Source organism: Micromonospora sp. NPDC051300 (assembly GCF_044455315.1).
Taxonomy (GTDB): domain Bacteria; phylum Actinomycetota; class Actinomycetes; order Mycobacteriales; family Micromonosporaceae; genus Micromonospora; species Micromonospora robiginosa.
On sequence record NZ_JBITEP010000005.1, the window covers coordinates 239,373 to 255,376 of the forward strand.

The following is a 16,004-nucleotide window of genomic DNA, read 5'->3' on the forward strand; positions in this document are numbered from 1 at the left end:
CTCAGCTCTTTCGGGTCCGCGGGTCGAGGAGCAGGTAGGCGACGTCGGCGAGCAGATTCGCCACCAGCACCGAGATCGTGATGATCAGGAAGATGCCCTGCATCAGCGGGTAGTCCTTGCTGCCGACCGCCTGGAAGAGCTGGAACCCCAGGCCCGGATAGGAGAAGACGATCTCCACCAGCAGCGTGCCGCCGACGATGAAGCCCAGCGACAGCGCGAAGCCCGAGACGTTGGGCAGCAACGCGTTGCGGGCGGCGTAGCTGAGCGCCACCCGGCGCTCGGAGAGCCCCTTGGCGTGCGCGACGGTGATGTAGTCCTCGCTGGAGACGGTCACCATCATGTTGCGCATGCTGAGGATCCAGCCGCTCATCGAGGACACCAGGATGGTCGCCGCCGGCAGGATGCTGTGCTGCAACGCGCTCGGGATGAAGTACGCGTCGAACGCCGGCACCAGCCCCGGCTCGTAGCCGCCCGAGGACGGGAAGAAGCTGCCCGGCCCGGCGAACAACGCGATCGCCACCAGACCCAGCCAGAAGTAGGGGATCGAGGAGAGGAACGTGGTGGCCGGCAGCAGCCCGTCGATCCACGACCCGCGCCGCCAGCCCGCGCCGACACCGAGCGCGGTGCCGAGCAGGAAGCTGACGATCGTGGTGACGCCGACCAGGCCGACGGTCCACGGCAGGCTGTTGCCGATCACCTCGGACACCGGGGCCGGGAAGAACGTGAACGACAGCCCCAGGTCGCCGTGCAGGAGCTGACCCCAGTAGGCGACGTACTGCTCCCACAGGTTGCGATCGGAGTCCAGCCCGAACAGCACCCGCAGCGACGCGATCGCGTCGGCGCTGATCCGGCCCTGGTTGCGCGAGATCAGCGACTGCACCGGGTCGCCCGGCACGATCCGCGGGATGAAGAAGTTGAGCGTGATCGCCGCCCACGCGGTGAACAGGTAGAACGCCACCCGTTGCAGCAGGAACCTCATCGGGTCGCCTCCTGTCCGGCGGTGGCGCCGGCCGTCGGGGTCGCCGTGGCGGTTCCGGTCTTCTCGGCCGCGACGGTGTCCGGGTCGAACAGCCAGCACGCCGCCCAGTGCCCGGGCCGGTCCTCGACCGGGATCGGCGGCGGCAGCTCGGTCGTGCACCGGGGCATGGCGTGCGGGCAGCGCGGGTGGAACCGGCAGCCGGCCGGCGGGCGGATCAGGCTCGGCGGCTCGCCCTGCCCGCGCTCGGTCGCCGCTCCGGCGTCCGCGCCGGCGCCGGCGATGCGGTCCGGGTCCGGCGCCGAGTCGGTCAACAACCGGGTGTACGGGTGCGCCGGCCGCTGGGTGACCGTCTCGCTGTCGCCGCCCTCGACCATCCGGCCGGCGTACATGACGATCGTCTCGTCGGCGAAGTAGCGGGCCGAGGCGATGTCGTGGGTGATGTAGAGGATCGCCAGGTTCAGCCGGTCCTTGAGGTCCTGGAGCAGGTTGAGCACGCCGAGGCGGATCGAGACGTCGAGCATCGACACCGGCTCGTCGGCGAGCAGCACCTCCGGGTCGGCGCCGAGCGCCCGCGCGATGGCGACGCGCTGGCGCTGGCCGCCGGACAGCTCGTGCGGGAACGCGTCGAGGTAGCGCTCCGGCGGGGTGAGGCTGACCCGGGTGAGCAGGTCGGCCAGCGCCCGCTCCAGCCCGTCCGGGCCGGATCCGGCGTTGCCGTGGATGCGCAGCGACCGGGTGAGGTGGTAGCGGACCGTGTGCACCGGGTTCAGCGAGGCGAACGGGTCCTGGAGGATCAACTGCACCCGGCGCACGTACGCCCGGAAGCGGCGGCCGCCGCGCACCCGGGTCGAGGCGCCGTGCAGCCGGATGTCGCCGCCGGTGCGCGGGTAGAGCTGGGCCAGCAGCCGGGCCACCGTGGACTTGCCGGAGCCGGACTCGCCGACGAGCGCGGTCACCCGGCCGCGGCGCAGCGCGATCGAGACGTCGTCGACGGCGTGCACCACCGCCGGGGTGCGGGAGAGGAGGTCGCGCAGCCGCCGGCGGACCGGGAAGTGCTTGGTCAGGCCGACGGCCTCCAGCACCACCTCGTCGGCCGGCGCCGGGGCGCTCTCGGTCGTCGTCATGCCGAATTCCTGTCTGGGGTTGCCGGGGGTGAGGGCGGGGTCCGCCGCCCCGGCCGGCGGTCGTGCCGGCCGGGGCGGCGACGCCGGGTCAGCCGGCGGTCGGCTTGAGGTGCAGCACCACGTCCACCGCGTTGGGCTGGGTGGGCTGCAGCGCGCCGTACGGGTTCGAGTCGTCCGGCCAGCCGGTCCAGTTCTTCGCGCTGTACGCGCCGCCGATGTTGTCCGCGCCGACCGGGATCATCGGCGTCTGCTCGACGAAGATCTTCTGCAGCGTGGCGAGCGCGGTGGTGCGGGTGGCGTCGTCGGTCGCGTTGGCGTACGAGACCAGCGCGTCGGTCGCCGCCTTGTCGTCGAACCGGCCGAAGTTGCCGGCCGGCGACGCGGTGCCGATCGGCTTGAGCACCCGACCGTCCATGATCGTCCGGTAGATGTCGTACGGCGTGGCGCCGCTCTCGGTCCACCGGAAGGTGGCGTCGAAGTTGCCCTGCTCCACGTTGCGGAACCAGGCGTCCTGGTTGGCCTTGTCGATGGTCGCCGCGATGCCGATCTTCGACAGGTTGTCCTTCACGATCTCCAGGCTGGTCTGGTAGTCGGACCAGCCGGCCGGGTCGGTCAGCTTGATCGTCACCGGCTTGCCGGTCTTGTCCTTGAGCGTGGTGCCGTCGAGCTTGTAGCCCGCGCCGGTGAGCAGCGCCTTGGCGCCCTCGACGTCGACCTTGTGCTCCTGCCCCTTGTACTCCGCCGCGATGAACGAGTCACCGGCCGGGCTGGGCAGGCCGGTCACGCTCTTGACCTCGGGGTGGAAGTAGGCCGCCTCGGCGGTGGTGAAGATGTCCGACCTGTCGACGACCATGTTCATCGCCTTGCGCAGCGTCGGGTCGTCGAACGGCTTCTTCGTGGTGTTCAGGTAGAGGCCGTGGATGCCCAGCACCGGCGGCGCCCACACCTTGTGGTTCTTCTGGTCCTTGGCCACGAACACGGTCTGGTAGTTGGGGATGAAGACGAAGCTCCACTCCGACTCGCCGTTGGCCAGCGCCGTCGTCTGCGCGCTGTTGTCGGTGTACGAGGTGAAGCGCAGCTCCTTCACCTTCGGCGCGTCCTGCCAGTAGCCGCCGTCGCGCACGGTCAGCGTGGTGGTCGCCGGGGTGAACGACTTGAGCGTGTAGGGGCCGCTGCCGACCGGCTGCTTCACCGGGTCGGTGGTCGGGTCGGCGATCTTCTCCCACAGGTGCTTCGGCACGATCGGCACCCGCCACAGCACCTTCTGCTGGTTGACGAACTGCGGGCTGGACATGGTGATGGTGACGTCGTTGCCGCTCGCGGTCGCGTCGGTGTACGGCACGCCCTGGTCGTTGAGCGCGGGGAACTTCTTGACCAGGTTGTAGGTGAACGCGACGTCCTCGGCGGTCACCTTCTGCCCGTCGGACCAGGTGGCGTTGTCGCGGATGGTCACCTTGACCGACTTGTAGTCCGCCGACCACTCGGCCTTGGTGGCCAGCCACGGCTTGAACGGCTCGGCCGGCTTGACCGGGTTCCACATCATCAGCGGCTCGTAGATCTGCCACCGGTAGCCCAGCGACGCGGCGGCCGAGGTGGTGAGGAACGGGTTGTTGTTCTCCGCCTGCGGGCCGTTGGGCATGCCGACGTTCAGCACGGTCGCGGCCTGGCCGCTCTTCTTGTTCGCGTTCGGGCTGTCGCCGCAGGCGGCGACCGTGGTGGTGACCATCGCGCCGGCCAGCGCGACGGCGAGGAGTTGCCTTCTTCTCATGGAGGTCTCCCTCGGTGGTCCCGCGTGTCCTCGGGCGGGATGTGGTGGATGGAGGGTGTGCGGTGGTGCCACCGACGGGCGGGCTGCCCGCCGGCGTGGTCGCCGGTGCGGCGGGAGAGGGCTCAGGTGACGTGGGTGGAGGCGCGGGCGGCGAATCCGGTCGGGATGACGGTCGGGGTGTCGGGCAGCGGTGTTCCGGTCAGGTGGGCGATGAGCAGCCGGGCGGCGGCCGCGCCCATCTCCCGCAGCGGTTGGCGCACCGAGCTGAGCGGTGGATGGGTGTGCCCGGCCAGCGGCAGGTCGTCGAAGCCGACCACCGCCACGTCCTGCGGGACGCGTCGGCCGGCGTCGCGCAGCGCCTGGAGCGCCCCGGCGGCGGAGAGGTCGTTGTGCGCGAAGACCGCGTCGAACGGCACGCCGTCGGCGAGCAGCCGGCGGACCGCCGCGCGCCCGCACTCGAACGTGAAGTCGCCCTCCACCACCCGCTCCGGCGGGATGGGTACGCCCGCGTCGGCGTACCCGCCGGCGAATCCGGCGAGCCGCTCCCGGGTGCAGCCGAACCGGCGCAGCCCGGTGATGACCAGCGGCCGGCGGCGGCCGAGGGAGAGCAGGTGCGCGGCGGCGGCCCGGGCGCCGTCCTCGTTCGTGGTCCGCACCGACGGGAAGCCCGGCTGGTGGCCGCGGTCGTCGATGAGGATCACCGGCAGGCCGCGCCGGTGCAGCCCGGTGATGTAGTCCAGGGTGCCCTCGGGCTCGACCACGAGCAGGCCGTCGAAGGACTTGGCGGAGACCTGGGAGGCGAACCGCCGCATCGACTCGTCGCCGTGGGTGCAGGTGAACAGCAGCATGCCGTAGCCCTCGGCCTCGACCGCGTCGGCCGCGCCCTGCAACACCTCACCCATCCAGGGCCAGGTCAGCGCCGGCACCAGCATGCCGACCACCCGGGTCCGCCCGCGGGCCAGCCCGACCGCGCGGGCGCTCGGCACGTAGCCCAGGTCGCTGATCACGGCGCGGACCCGGTCGGCGGTGCGGATGTGCACCTCGCCCTTGCCGTTGAGCACGCGCGAGACGGTCGTCTTGCTCACCCCGGCCCGGGTGGCGACGTCGGCGATGGTGATCGGCACGTGACGCTCCCGGGTCGCAGGGATGAGGGGGACGTTTCGGAACCGGTTGCGGTAGCGGTTCCGTGGCAGTCAACCGAAGTGGCGCCGGTCACGTCAATAACGGGCCGGTAACAAAACATGCCTAAGTTCGACCCTTGAAAAAAGCGGCCGGGCAGCGGAAGTGGCCATCAAGCCGGTGAGCAGCGTCGATGCGGCGCGATCCGGGCCTTCCGATGTGGACGGCCGTCAGGTCCGCGCGTACACGTCTCCGGCGTTCGCCTCGTGCGGCAGCGCGTCCAGACATGCCGCCACCGCGCCCGCCGGCCCCCAGTCGGGCAGCGCGAACGTCGTCTCGTCGCCGAGCGCCACGGTGAACGCGGTGAAACCGAGCGTGGTCAGCCGCCGCAGGCAGTGCCCGGCCAGGTCCCGGGCGATCGTGGTGAACTCGAACGACAGCGCCGGCACCGGGCGGCTCAATCCGGCCAGCACGGCGTCCTCGTAGCCCTCCACGTCGATCTTCACGAACGCCGGCGGGCCGTACGCCTCGACGAGCGCGTCCAGCGTGGTGCCCGCCACCTCGATCTCGTCGTCCCAGGTCTCGCCCTCCCAGCCGGCGGCCCGGTCGGCGGCCCGGACGAAGCCGGGGGAGGCGGTGGAGACGGTCGGGTTGGCGGAGTTCACGTGCAGCCGCACCGGCGCGGGAGACCGGCCGCAGGCCGCCTCCACCACCGTCACCATGTCGTCGCCGGCGTGCAGGGCGCGCAGCACCCGCGCGCAGAGCGGCTGCGGCTCCACCGCGACCACCCGGGCGCCGAGTCGGCGGAAGCTGGCCAGCCGGTCACCGACGTGCGCGCCGACGTCGAGGACCAGGTCGCCGGCGCGCACCAGCGGCGCGTAGAACGCGTCGAGAGCCGCCCCGCGCGCCGGGTCGCCGTGGTAGAAGTCCAGCGACCGGCGCAGGCCGGCCATCGCGGGGTCCGCCTTGAGCGCCTCGATCACACCCTCCCGACCGCCCACCTCACCGACGGTAGTCATCAGTCACCCGATGTGAGCGGCGTTCCGACTTTCCGCCACCCCACTATCCTCCTAGGATGCTTTACGCGGTGTGGCCAGGCGCCGCGCGCCGGCCCAAGGAAGACTGCGTGGATCATCGACATCGCCCGCCGGGCGCCGCTCACTCCGGCCGAGCGGCAGCTCAGGGAGCCGGCGGCTGTCGCCTGTAACGCTGAGACCAGCCGGACCCGCGGCCCGGCTGGCCAGCGGTCGGCCGGCGTCCGCGTGGCCTGTCGAGCTGAGAGCGGAAGCGACTCGGCCCCGGCCCGTCCGGCCGGCGTTGATCGTCCGAATCGCCTCGTGGCCCATGCCGCGCCGGGCGGCGGAGCCGAGTCGTCCTTGCGCTCAGCTCGACAGGCGCCGGACAGCGGTCTCGCCGGATGGCCCGCCGGGTCAGGGGGTCTCGACGACCTCCTGGCCGAGCGGCCAGAGCGCGGCCGGGACCAGCTTGAAGTTGGCCACCCCGAACGGGATGCCGATGATCGTCACGCAGAGCGCGAGCCCGGCGAGGATGTGCGACAGGGCCAGCCACCAGCCGGCCACCAGCACCCAGAGCACGTTCGCCAGACCCGACGGCACCCCGGCGCCCGGCTTCGGCACCAGCGTGCGGCCGAACGGCCAGAGCGCGTACGAGGCGAGGCGCAGCGAGGCCACGCCGAACGGGACGGTGACGACGAGGACGAAGCAGATCAGGGCGGCCACGCCGTAGCCCAGGGCCAGGACGAGGCCACCGCCGAAGACGAGCCACAGCAGGTTCAGCAGGAAGCGGATCACCACTCCATGGTGCCCGCCGCCGGCAACCGGCCCGAACCTTCGACGGATCGGGTTACCGTCGGGCTGCGGCCCGGTCGGCCGCGCGGAGAGGAGCACGCCGTCATGGAACCCTCGACCGAGGGCGTCACCCGCACCGAGTTGCAACGCGCCCACGCCGAGGTGCCCGGCCGCCTGATCGTGCAGACCCTGTTCCGGATTCCGGTCGGCCACGAGTCGGGACGGCACAGCCACCCCGGCGAGGAGGTCGGCTACCTGATCCAGGGCGACATCGTGATGGAGTTCGACGACCGGCCCGCGCTCGCCGTGGCGGGCGGGGAGCCGTTCCTGATCCCGCCGGGCGTCGTGCACAACGCGCGCAACGTCGGCGACGTCGAGACCCGGATGCTCTCGTCGTACTTCGTGGATGACAGCCGGCCCCTGGTTACCCCACACTGACCCCCGGCCGGTCCGGCGTCAGCAGGGCCGCCACGGCGTCGGCGGTGTCCGGATGCGCAGCGAGCAGCGGCGAGCCGCCGCCGGCCGGCAGGCCGGGCCCGGCGGGGGAGCGCCACGACGCGTCGCAGCCGAGCAGCGCGGCCACCGCGTCCAGCGCGTCCGGGTGGGCGGCCAGCATGTCGGCCAGCGGGCCCGTCCCGACCAGTGTCGGCGTGAGCGTCGACGTGTCGGGTGCGGCGGCCCACGGCGGTGTCCAGTCGTCCAGGGCGGCCAGCGTGGCCGGGAAGGTGCGTTCCGCCTCGCGGACCAGCAGTGGCACCAGCTCCGGGCCGTGCTCGCGCAGCGTGGTGATCAGGGTGGGCAGCCAGGGCAGCAGCACCGGGTCGGGCAGCCCGGCGAACGCGGCGGACATGGTCTCGACCACGAACGGCGCCAGGCCCGGCACCGGGTCGAGGGCGTGCACGAACCCGGAGAGGTAGTGCGGGAACGCCGGCACCACGAGCGGGTTGGCCAGCAGTTCGGCGCAGCGTTCGCGCAGCAGCGCCAGTGGCAGCAGGCCGAGCTGGTGGCGGGCGGCCCAGAGCAGCGCCAGCTTTGCCGGCGCCTCGGGATGGGCCTGGGCGACGGCCAGTTCGAGCTGTGACCGGTCGCAGCCCAGCGACAGCGCGAGGCTCTCCATGCTGAACAGGAAGCCGAGCATCGCGCCGACCTGGCGTACACCTGTCGCCTCGTCGACGAACGCGGTGGGCAGCAGCGTGCAGTAGTGGGCGTAGCCGGTGGTCACGAACGCCTGGCACCACGCGGGCAGCGCCGGCGCGGTGGTGCGGTGGTGGGCGAGCAGCCGGCGGATGCGGCGCAGCACCTCCGGCGCGTCGTCGACGGTGCGTTCGGCGGCGAGCAGTTCCACCGCCCGCGCGCCGAGTTCGTCGACCAGGCGGGGACTGTCGAGCAGCCGGACGGCGTCCTCGACGGCGGCGAGCGCGCGGGCGGCGGTCGCGTCCGGGCCGCGGACCGCGCGGCGTAGCCGCTGCTCCAGCACCTGTTCGACGGTGACGCCCTCGTAGCCCAGCTCGATCAGGGCGCGCTGGTTGCGGCCGAGGGCGAGGTCCCAGCTCTCCTGGGTGGAGCGGTGGCCGAGGCGGCGCTCGCCCATGATCGGGCGGACCGCGTCGGCGGGCAGCAGGTGGCGCAGCATCCAGAGCAGGTCGGAGCAGGGCGCCAGCGCCGGCTCGGCGCGCAGGTCGAGCAGCGCGCGCTGCACGGTACGCCGTTCCAGGTCGAGGCCGAGCGGGGCGAGCCGGTCGAGGACGTCGCGGGCCAGGGGCGGCAGGGAGTCGTAGCCGACCTGGCCGATCCGGTCGCCGCCGAGCAGGATCTCGCAGAGCCGGCGCACGTCGCGGCGGCCGGGCACCACGTCCTTCTCGATGCAGGTGACCGCGGCGTCGGCGAAGTCGTACGGCGTGGGCCGGGCGCGGTTGCGAAGGTTGGCCAGCAGGATCGAGGTCTCGAAGACGGCGATCGCGTCGGCGGTGCTGGCCAGGTAGCCGTTGCGGCGGGCGAGCCGGACGATGTCGACGCACCAGCCGCGCAGCTCCGCCTCGTCGAGCCCGTCGAGCGGGGGCGGTGCGGCCAGGAAACCGGTGAGTCGGTCGGTGCTCGCGTCCGGAGCGGCGCTCGCCGGCGTGGCGCGGGCGCGCCGGCCCTTCTTGCCGGTCTGCTGCCCGGCCAGCCGGTACGGGGTGAGCCGGGTGCGGCCGAGCGCGGCGGTCCAGTTGGCGGCGGCGATGGAGACGGCGCCGGGGGCGAGGCCGAACTGGGCCTCGATGGCGGAGTGGCTGGACGGGATGAGGCCGTAGCGCCAGCGGGTGCCGGTGCGGGGGCTGATCGGGAAGTCCGGTGCGGTGGAGTCGAGGCCGAACTGTTCGACGTGGCTGGCGGCGTGGAACGCGCCGCAGACGTGGAGGCAGTCGGCCGGGTCGACGCCGGTGGCGGCGAGGTGCTGGCGCATCCGCGTCCACATGTGGCGTTCGCGGTCGGCGTCGCGGTCGTCGGCCGCGTCCCGGGCCGGCCGCAGCCGGCGGAACAGGCTGCCGATCAGCACCATGACCTGCCGGTAGGTGTCGTAGTCGGCCTCGGCGAGGGGGCGTTCCACGTACTGCTCCCACCACTCCGACCAGTGCCGCACCTTGCCGTGGTGCAGCAGGTACGACTCCAGTTCGGCGAACCGGGGGCGCAGGTCGCCGATCTCCACCCCGATGGCGTCGCCGTGCAGGGCGCCGTCCTCGTCGGTGGCCGGCGTCGGGTCGGGACCGGTCGGCCGGTCGTCGCGCGGGGTCCACTGGTAGACGTGGTCGGTGGAGCGGTCCACCAACACCAGCTCGACGCCCGGGGTGTCCAGCGCGTACGCGATGGCCTGGTATTCCGCGGAGGCCTCGGTGACCGGTGCGACGACGCTCAGCGGGCTCCACTCGGCGGGGAAACCGTCGAGTTCGGTGGCGAACGCCTGCACGGCCACCGGCAGGCGGCAGTTGCGCAGTTCGTCGAGGAGGGGGCGCAGGTCCTCGCAGAGTTCCAGGTAGATGACCTTGGGTGGGCGGGCGCGCAGCCGCCGCACCATGGCCAGCGCGGACGCGGGGGAGTGGTGGCAGACCGGGAAGATCTCCAGCCGTTCGCCGAGTGCCCGGTCGACGTCGTCGACCATGCCGGCGAGGATCCCGGCGAGCGCGTCGGGGGAGTCGGCGAACGTGGCGGCGGCGTCGGTGAGCTGTTCGCGCAGCGCGCCGAAGAGGCCGGTCGGTGCGGGGGCGGTCACGACAGGGACGCGATCGCCTGGCGGCCGCCGTCGAGGAAGCCGTCCCAGTCGCCGCCGTCGGCCTTGGCGCGCGGCTCCACCACGCCGTGCAGGTATTTGTTGAGGATGGCCAGGTCCTCCGGGCTGCGTCGGGCCAGCGAGCCGACCAGCGAGCCGGCGAGGGTCTGCGCGCGCAGGGTGCGGTCGCCGAAGAACTGGCTGTGCAGGACCGCGTCCTCCAGCACGCCGATCTGCTCGGCGGTGGACAGCGCCGACTCCAGCTTCTCGTCGTCACTGGTGGCGGCGGACGCGGCGGCGCGCAGGTCGGCGAAGCTCTGCAGCAGGATGTCGAGCAGGGTGGGGGGCACCTCCAGCTCGATACGGTGCCGGCGCAGCAGCTCCTCGGTGCGGAAGCGGACGATCTCGGCCTCGCTGCGCTTGTTGGTGACGACCGGGATGCGGACGAAGTTGAACCGCCGCTTGAGCGCCGAGGACAGGTCGTTGACACCGCGGTCGCGGCTGTTGGCGGTGGCGATGATCGAGAAGCCGGGCTGGGCGAAGACGATGTTGTCGTCGTTCAGCTCCGGGATGGAGACGTACTTCTCGGACAGGATCGAGATGAGCGCGTCCTGCACGTCGCTGGTGGAGCGGGTCAGCTCCTCGAAGCGGCCGATGACGCCCTGTTCCATCGCGGTCATGATCGGCGAGGGGATCATCGACTCGCGGGACTGGCCGCGGGCGATGACCATGGAGACGTTCCAGGAGTATTTGATGTGGTCCTCGGTGGTGCCGGCGGTGCCCTGCACGACGAGGGTGGAGTTGCCGCAGATCGCGGCGGAGAGCAGCTCGGCGAGCCAGCTCTTGCCGGTGCCGGGGTCGCCGATGAGCAGCAGGCCCCGGTCGGAGGCGAGGGTGACGATGCTGCGTTCGACGAAGCTGCGGTCGCCGAACCACTTCTGCGGGATCTCCCGGTCGAGGCCGTCGGCGCGCTCGGAGCCGAGCACGAACAGCCGGACCATGCGCGGGCTCAGGCGCCAGGAGAACGGCTTCGGCCCGGTGTCGACCGACTCGAGGTAGGCCAGCTCGTCGGCGTACTTGACCTCGGCGGGGGCGCGGAGCATGTCGGACATCAGGGGTGCTCTCCTAGGTGAGGAAGTTCTTCAGCTCGGCGACGAGCTTGCGGATGTGGCCGGAGATGACGGGCGTGCCGAGGTCCTTGAACCGCTGCCGGAACCAGGGGTTGACGCTCTGGTGGCCGGAGCTGTTGACCGAGCCGACCGGGATGAACTTCACCCCGGAGCGGTGCACGGCCTCGATGCCGTCGAACAGCGGCTGGGAGCGGTCGAACTCGTAGAAGTCGGAGATCCAGACCAGCACGGTGTTGCGCGGCTCGGCGATCTTGGGGCGGGCGAGGGCCATCGCGACCGGGCCGTCGTTGCCGCCGCCGAGGTTGGTGCGCAGCAGCACCTCGAACGGGTCGTGCACCCAGGGGGTGAGGTCCAGCGCCCGGGTGTCGTACGCGATCAGGTGCACGTCGACCTTGGGCAGCCCGGCGAAGATGGACGCCAGGATGGTGCAGTTGACCATCGAGTCGACCATCGAGCCGGACTGGTCGACCACCACGATGAGCCGGGCCGGGGTGGTGCGGCGGGCGGTCTGCCGGTAGTAGAGCCGGTCGACGTAGAGGCGCTCGTCGTCCGGGCTCCAGTTGGTCAGGTTCTGCCAGATGGTGCGGTCCAGGTCGAGGTTGCGGAAGACCCGCTTGGGCGGCACCGACCTGTCGACGGCGCCGACGGTGGCCTGGGCGACCTGGGTGCGCAGCACCTCGGCGACCTGGTCGACGTAGCGGCGGATCAGCGACTTGGCGTTGGCCAGCGCCACCCCGGACAGGTTCGCCTTGTCCCGCAGGAGCTGTTCGATCAGGGACATGCTCGGGGTGAGCCGGGCGGCGAGCGCCGGGTCGGCGAGCACCTCCCGCAGCCGCATCCGGCGGACCAGGTCGCCCTCCAGCCCGGCGAGCGTGGCGCCCAGGCCGGCGCCGTCGCGGCGCAGCTCGCCGGGGGCGACGCCGCACGCCTGCTCGAACCAGCCGGCGTCGGCCTGCCAGCGGGCCAGTTGCCCGGCGCTGACCTCGCCGGCGCCGGTGGCGAACACGTTGAGCAGCAGCTTGGACGCCAGCGCGGCGCGGCGGACCTCGGCCTCGGCCGGGTGGAACGGCCCGTCGTCGGCCGGGGTCTCCCGGTCGGCGGCGAGCAGGTCGCGCAGCTCGTCGGCGAGCGCCGGGAAGCGCTGGACGACGGTGTCGACGGAGACGGTCGGGTCGAGCAGCGCGGCGGGCAGGCCGAGGTCGTCGACCACGGCGACGCTCGCGGACTCCAACGTGGGCTGTTCGTCGGGGCTGAACAGGCGGGCGAGCAGCCGCCAGTAGAGCACCTGACGGCGGTTGGCGTGGGCGCGGTCGTCGGTCATCGGCGCAGCAACCGTCCCGCGCGCTCGCGCAGCACGGCCACGGCGTCGCCGGCCCTGGCCTCGGCCTTGGCGGCCTTCGCGTCGGTGACGCCGCACGCCCAGTCGCCGTTGTGCGCCTCGACGGTCTGCCGCTTGACGACGGCCCGCACCGCGAGCGGTTGCAGCAACCAGCGGCCGTCCCAGCGCAGCAGGCCGAGGCAGGTGGTGGCGGACGCGAGCAGCGCCGGGGTGAGCGGCCCGGCCGCCGGCAGCCGGTCGGCGGCCAGCGGGACCACCGCGCCGTCGAGGTCGACCGTCAGGGCGCCGTCGCCGTCGCGGACGACCCGGCCCTCCACCAGCACCGGTTCGGCGATCGCGGCGGGATGGCGGTGCAGCGGCGGGCTGGCGGCGGCGGTCGCGCCGGCGAGCAGCACCCGGGCGGTGGCGAACGGGTCGGCCGGCTCGGCGAGCTCCGCGCGGGCGTCGACCCAGTGCAGGTCGCCGCCGTGCGCGGACAGGTCGGTGACGGTCAGCGCGCGTCGCTCGGCCAGCGCCTTGAGCAGCACCGGGTAGGCCTCCAGCAGGCGCCAGCCGGCCGGGCCGACGATGGTGGCGACCTTCGCGGCGGCGACGGTGACCCGGACCAGCCGGGGCGCGCCGCCGCCGGCGGGCTCGAGCAGGGCGTGCACCTGCGCCTGGAACGCGGTGTCGTGCTCGTGCACGTCGACGCCGAGCGGCAGCAGCCGGCCGGACACCGGCTCCGGTGGCGTGGCCTCGGCGGCGGCGCCCTCGGCGAGGAGCACGGCCCGGCCCCACAGGTCGGCCCAGCGGCGGACGGGCACCCGGGCCGGGTCGGTCACCGGCAGCTCGGCGCGCAGCTCTGCGGCGAGACCGTCGAGCAGCACCGCGAGGCGGCGCAGCGCCGGCTCGGCGAGCGCTGCCTCCACCGGCGCGGCGGCGCCGGAGAGCAACTCGTGGTCGGCGCCGCGCCAGCCCGCCAGCGCCAGCTCGTGCAGCCACGCCCGGGCGCCGGCCCGGGCCGGGCCGCCCTCCGCCGGCATGCGCTCGGGGGCGGCCTGCGCCGGTGTGCCGGCGAGGGCGGCCTCCGGCGGTGTGTCTCCGAGGCCGGCGTCCGCCGGTGTGCCCGCGAGCACGGCCTCCGCCGGTGTGCCCCCGGCGGTGTTCGGCGGCGTGCCTGCGGAGGTGACGGCAGGCGTGCCGGTCGCGGCGGCCCACCGGGAACGCGACCGGTGCAGGGCGGTGTCGAGCCGGTCCAGCAGCGCGTCGTGGACCGCGCCGAGCAGCGCGGCACGCGCGCCGGCGAGCACGGCCAGGTGCTCCTCGGTCAGCGCGCCGGTGGCCGCGGCGCGCACCGCCTCGGCGGCGCGGTCGGCCAGCGGGGTGCCGGCGACCGCGCCGGCCAGGGCGGCCCAGGCGGCGGCGTCCGGCTCGGCGACGCGGGCCAGGCCGCGCACGAGCGTGTCGTCGACCGCGTCGACGACGGCGAGCGCCTCGTCCAGCCCGGCCGGTGCGTCGGCGTCGAGCTGGGTGAGCTGCGCGGCGAGCATCAGCGCACCCCCGCCGTGGCCGGGAACCAGTGCAGCTCGGGCACCGGCGTGGTGGTGGGCGGCACCTCCAGGTAGGCCAGGTGGCGCAGGAAGCGGCTGAACACCACCGCGGCCGGGCCGGGCTCGTGCCGTGCCTCGGTGCGGGCCAGCAGCTCGCCGCCGGTGTCGACGCCGTCGCCGACGTCGACGCGCAGGTAGCGGGCGACCTGCTCGACGCCGTACTGCAGGACCGCCTCGTCGGCCAGCGCGTTCAGGTGCTTGCAGAGCAGCGTGCCGCGCAGGCCGCCGCAGGGCCGGTTGTTGTTGGTGCTGCAGTTGACCGCGTGGCTGCCGGCGGTCACCGAGGAGACGTAGACCCGCTCCACGTCGGACCCGCTGGACACCACCCCCTGCAGCCGCCCGTCGGCCAGCTCCACGAAGGGCACCTTGGCCAGCTTGCGGGCCCGCGCCGGGGGCGCGACCCGCAGCACGCTCCGCCGTCGCCAGGAGGCGTCGGTGGGCTCCGTCATCGTCTCGACCTCCCCGCCGGCGGCCGGCTCCGGGCACGCCGGAACGCCGTCGCCGGCCCGTGATCCGTGCCGTTGTGACGACAAGGATCATGGACCACGGGTACGACAGGAGCGCGCCGGGCTCACCCGGCGTCGAGCGCCACCAGCCGGGGCCGCAGCTCGACCACCACCGGGTGCTCCGGGGCCAGCAGCGCCAACGCGTCGGCCAGCGCCCGGCCCGGCGCGAGGTGCCGGTAGGCGCGCAGCGTGTCGAGCGTCGCGAGCAGCTCCAGCCGGACCGGGCCGGGCCGGGTCAACTGTTCGCGGACCCGCAGCGGCAGCCGCGCGTAGGCCTGCGCGCGGAACGCCGGGTCGGTCATGCCCGGTACGGCGAGCAGCAGGTCCACCAGTTCGCCGTCGGCGCCGGCCGGCGGTGTGTCGTCGCCCCCGCGCGGGCAGGGGACCGGGCCGGCCGGCGGGCGGTCGTCGTCGTGGGACAGCCGCAGCAACTCCTGGCGCAGCACCCGGTAGGACCGGTGCTCCGGGGAGTCGGGCCGGACGATCGTGAAGTGGTCGCCGGGCAGCACGCCGGCGTCGGGGAAGACGCTGCGGGCGGAGGCCGGCGACACCACGGCGTCGCTCTCGCCCGCGAACGCCACCACCCGGGTCGGCGACCCCGGCGGGTGCACGATCCGGTGCAGCACGGCGCGCTGGGCGTCGAGCACGGCGGCGTTCAACGGCCGGAGCTGCCGCTCCTGCGGGTTGGCGCGCAGCAACGCCCGCCGCGCGGTGAGCCCGAGGTCGGACCCGGCGGTCGGGCAGGCGTACATCAGCAGCAGGCGGATCCGGGCCAGGTCGGGGTCGTCGTCGGTGAGCATCCGGGCCAGCGCCCGCTGCGCCACCAGGCCGCCCTGGCTGTGCGTGACGAGCGCCAGCCGGGGCCGGTCGGCCAGGTCGTGCCGCAGGAACGTGCGCAGCCCGTCGGCGACGTCGTCGAACGTCGGCACCTGCCGCAGCGGGTGCCAGGACAGCAGCGAGGTGGCGTAGCGGAAGGCGTGGGTGTCGACGTCGCCGAGCGCGGGGTCGGCGCGGATCAGGTCACGGAAGCTCGCCCACACCTGGTCCGAGGACAGGAAGCCGTGGACGAACACCACAGTGGTTCTCACCACGGCGTCACGGTAGCACCGCGCCGCACGCGGCGGGGCGCGGCGGAAACCGCCACGCCACGCCGCGATTCTTCGGCCCGCCGAGCGTCCGGGAGGCCCGCCACTATGGATAATGACTCCCCGTGAATCAACCGTACGCTGTCGACGTCGACTCGGAGCTGATCGATCTGAAGCCGGTCGATCTCGCTCGGCTTCCCGAGCTTGACCAGGAGATTCTCGGTCCGGTCATGGGCCGGCTGCTGCGTCGTGTCGACGATCCCGAGAGCATCACCAGTGGTTACAATCCGCAACGACTCGACTGATCTCG

General features: G+C 73.3%; 14 protein-coding genes. 2 read left to right on the plus strand and 12 right to left on the minus strand.

The window, feature by feature from the left end; translation table 11 throughout:
- Position 1: 1 nt before the first annotated feature.
- The 6 genes from ACIA5A_RS08305 to ACIA5A_RS08330 form a co-directional block, all read right to left on the minus strand.
- Positions 2–979 (minus strand): ABC transporter permease, encoded by a 978-nt coding sequence (locus ACIA5A_RS08305; protein ID WP_181568320.1) that lies wholly within the window; start codon positions 977–979, stop codon positions 2–4.
- The gene (locus tag ACIA5A_RS08310) at positions 976–2,103 is read right to left on the minus strand and encodes an ABC transporter ATP-binding protein (protein ID WP_396758008.1); all 1,128 of its coding nucleotides are present in this window, start codon (positions 2,101–2,103) and stop codon (positions 976–978) included. The genes ACIA5A_RS08305 and ACIA5A_RS08310 overlap by 4 nt, the downstream gene beginning before the upstream one ends.
- A gap of 88 nt (positions 2,104–2,191) precedes the next feature.
- Positions 2,192–3,871 (minus strand): ABC transporter substrate-binding protein, encoded by a 1,680-nt coding sequence (locus tag ACIA5A_RS08315; protein WP_396758011.1) that lies wholly within the window; start codon positions 3,869–3,871, stop codon positions 2,192–2,194.
- Positions 3,872–3,993: 122 nt separating this feature from the next.
- A complete protein-coding gene (locus ACIA5A_RS08320; protein WP_396758014.1) occupies positions 3,994–4,995 on the minus strand; it encodes a LacI family DNA-binding transcriptional regulator in 1,002 nt (333 codons plus the stop codon).
- A 225-nt stretch (positions 4,996–5,220) separates the two neighbouring features.
- Positions 5,221–6,009, minus strand: a complete 789-nt coding sequence (locus ACIA5A_RS08325; protein WP_396758016.1) for an FkbM family methyltransferase — start codon at positions 6,007–6,009, stop codon at positions 5,221–5,223.
- A 411-nt stretch (positions 6,010–6,420) separates the two neighbouring features.
- Positions 6,421–6,801, minus strand: coding sequence for a YccF domain-containing protein (locus ACIA5A_RS08330; protein ID WP_396758019.1), 381 nt, complete (start codon positions 6,799–6,801; stop codon positions 6,421–6,423).
- 102 nt (positions 6,802–6,903) lie between these two features.
- Here ACIA5A_RS08330 and ACIA5A_RS08335 point away from each other — a divergent pair, with 102 nt between their 5' ends.
- Positions 6,904–7,236, plus strand: coding sequence for a cupin domain-containing protein (locus ACIA5A_RS08335; RefSeq protein ID WP_396758022.1), 333 nt, complete (start codon positions 6,904–6,906; stop codon positions 7,234–7,236).
- Here the strand turns inward: ACIA5A_RS08335 and ACIA5A_RS08340 are convergent.
- The 6 genes from ACIA5A_RS08340 to ACIA5A_RS08365 all read right to left on the minus strand — a co-directional run bounded on the left by ACIA5A_RS08340 (position 7,223) and on the right by ACIA5A_RS08365 (position 15,700).
- Entirely contained in the window at positions 7,223–10,048 is a 2,826-nt protein-coding gene (locus ACIA5A_RS08340) for a hypothetical protein (RefSeq protein WP_396758025.1), read from the minus strand. The genes ACIA5A_RS08335 and ACIA5A_RS08340 overlap by 14 nt on opposite strands.
- Positions 10,045–11,157 carry an AAA family ATPase gene (locus ACIA5A_RS08345; RefSeq protein WP_396758028.1) on the minus strand — a complete coding sequence of 371 codons (1,113 nt, stop codon included), beginning with the start codon at positions 11,155–11,157 and terminating at the stop codon, positions 10,045–10,047. The genes ACIA5A_RS08340 and ACIA5A_RS08345 overlap by 4 nt, the downstream gene beginning before the upstream one ends.
- 13 nt (positions 11,158–11,170) lie before the next feature.
- Positions 11,171–12,496, minus strand: coding sequence for a VWA domain-containing protein (locus ACIA5A_RS08350; RefSeq protein ID WP_396758030.1), 1,326 nt, complete (start codon positions 12,494–12,496; stop codon positions 11,171–11,173).
- A complete protein-coding gene (locus ACIA5A_RS08355; protein ID WP_396758033.1) occupies positions 12,493–14,043 on the minus strand; it encodes a hypothetical protein in 1,551 nt (516 codons plus the stop codon). The genes ACIA5A_RS08350 and ACIA5A_RS08355 overlap by 4 nt, the downstream gene beginning before the upstream one ends.
- On the minus strand, positions 14,043–14,513 hold the full coding sequence (locus tag ACIA5A_RS08360; protein ID WP_396758115.1) for a hypothetical protein: 471 nt from the start codon (positions 14,511–14,513) through the stop codon (positions 14,043–14,045). Before ACIA5A_RS08360 ends, ACIA5A_RS08355 begins: the two co-directional genes overlap by 1 nt.
- A gap of 161 nt (positions 14,514–14,674) precedes the next feature.
- Positions 14,675–15,700, minus strand: a complete 1,026-nt coding sequence (locus ACIA5A_RS08365) for an esterase/lipase family protein (protein ID WP_396758036.1) — start codon at positions 15,698–15,700, stop codon at positions 14,675–14,677.
- Between the two features lie 119 nt (positions 15,701–15,819).
- Here ACIA5A_RS08365 and ACIA5A_RS08370 point away from each other — a divergent pair, with 119 nt between their 5' ends.
- Complete coding sequence (locus ACIA5A_RS08370) at positions 15,820–15,999, plus strand: hypothetical protein (RefSeq protein WP_393513671.1); 180 nt, start codon at positions 15,820–15,822, stop codon at positions 15,997–15,999.
- Positions 16,000–16,004 lie beyond the last annotated feature (5 nt).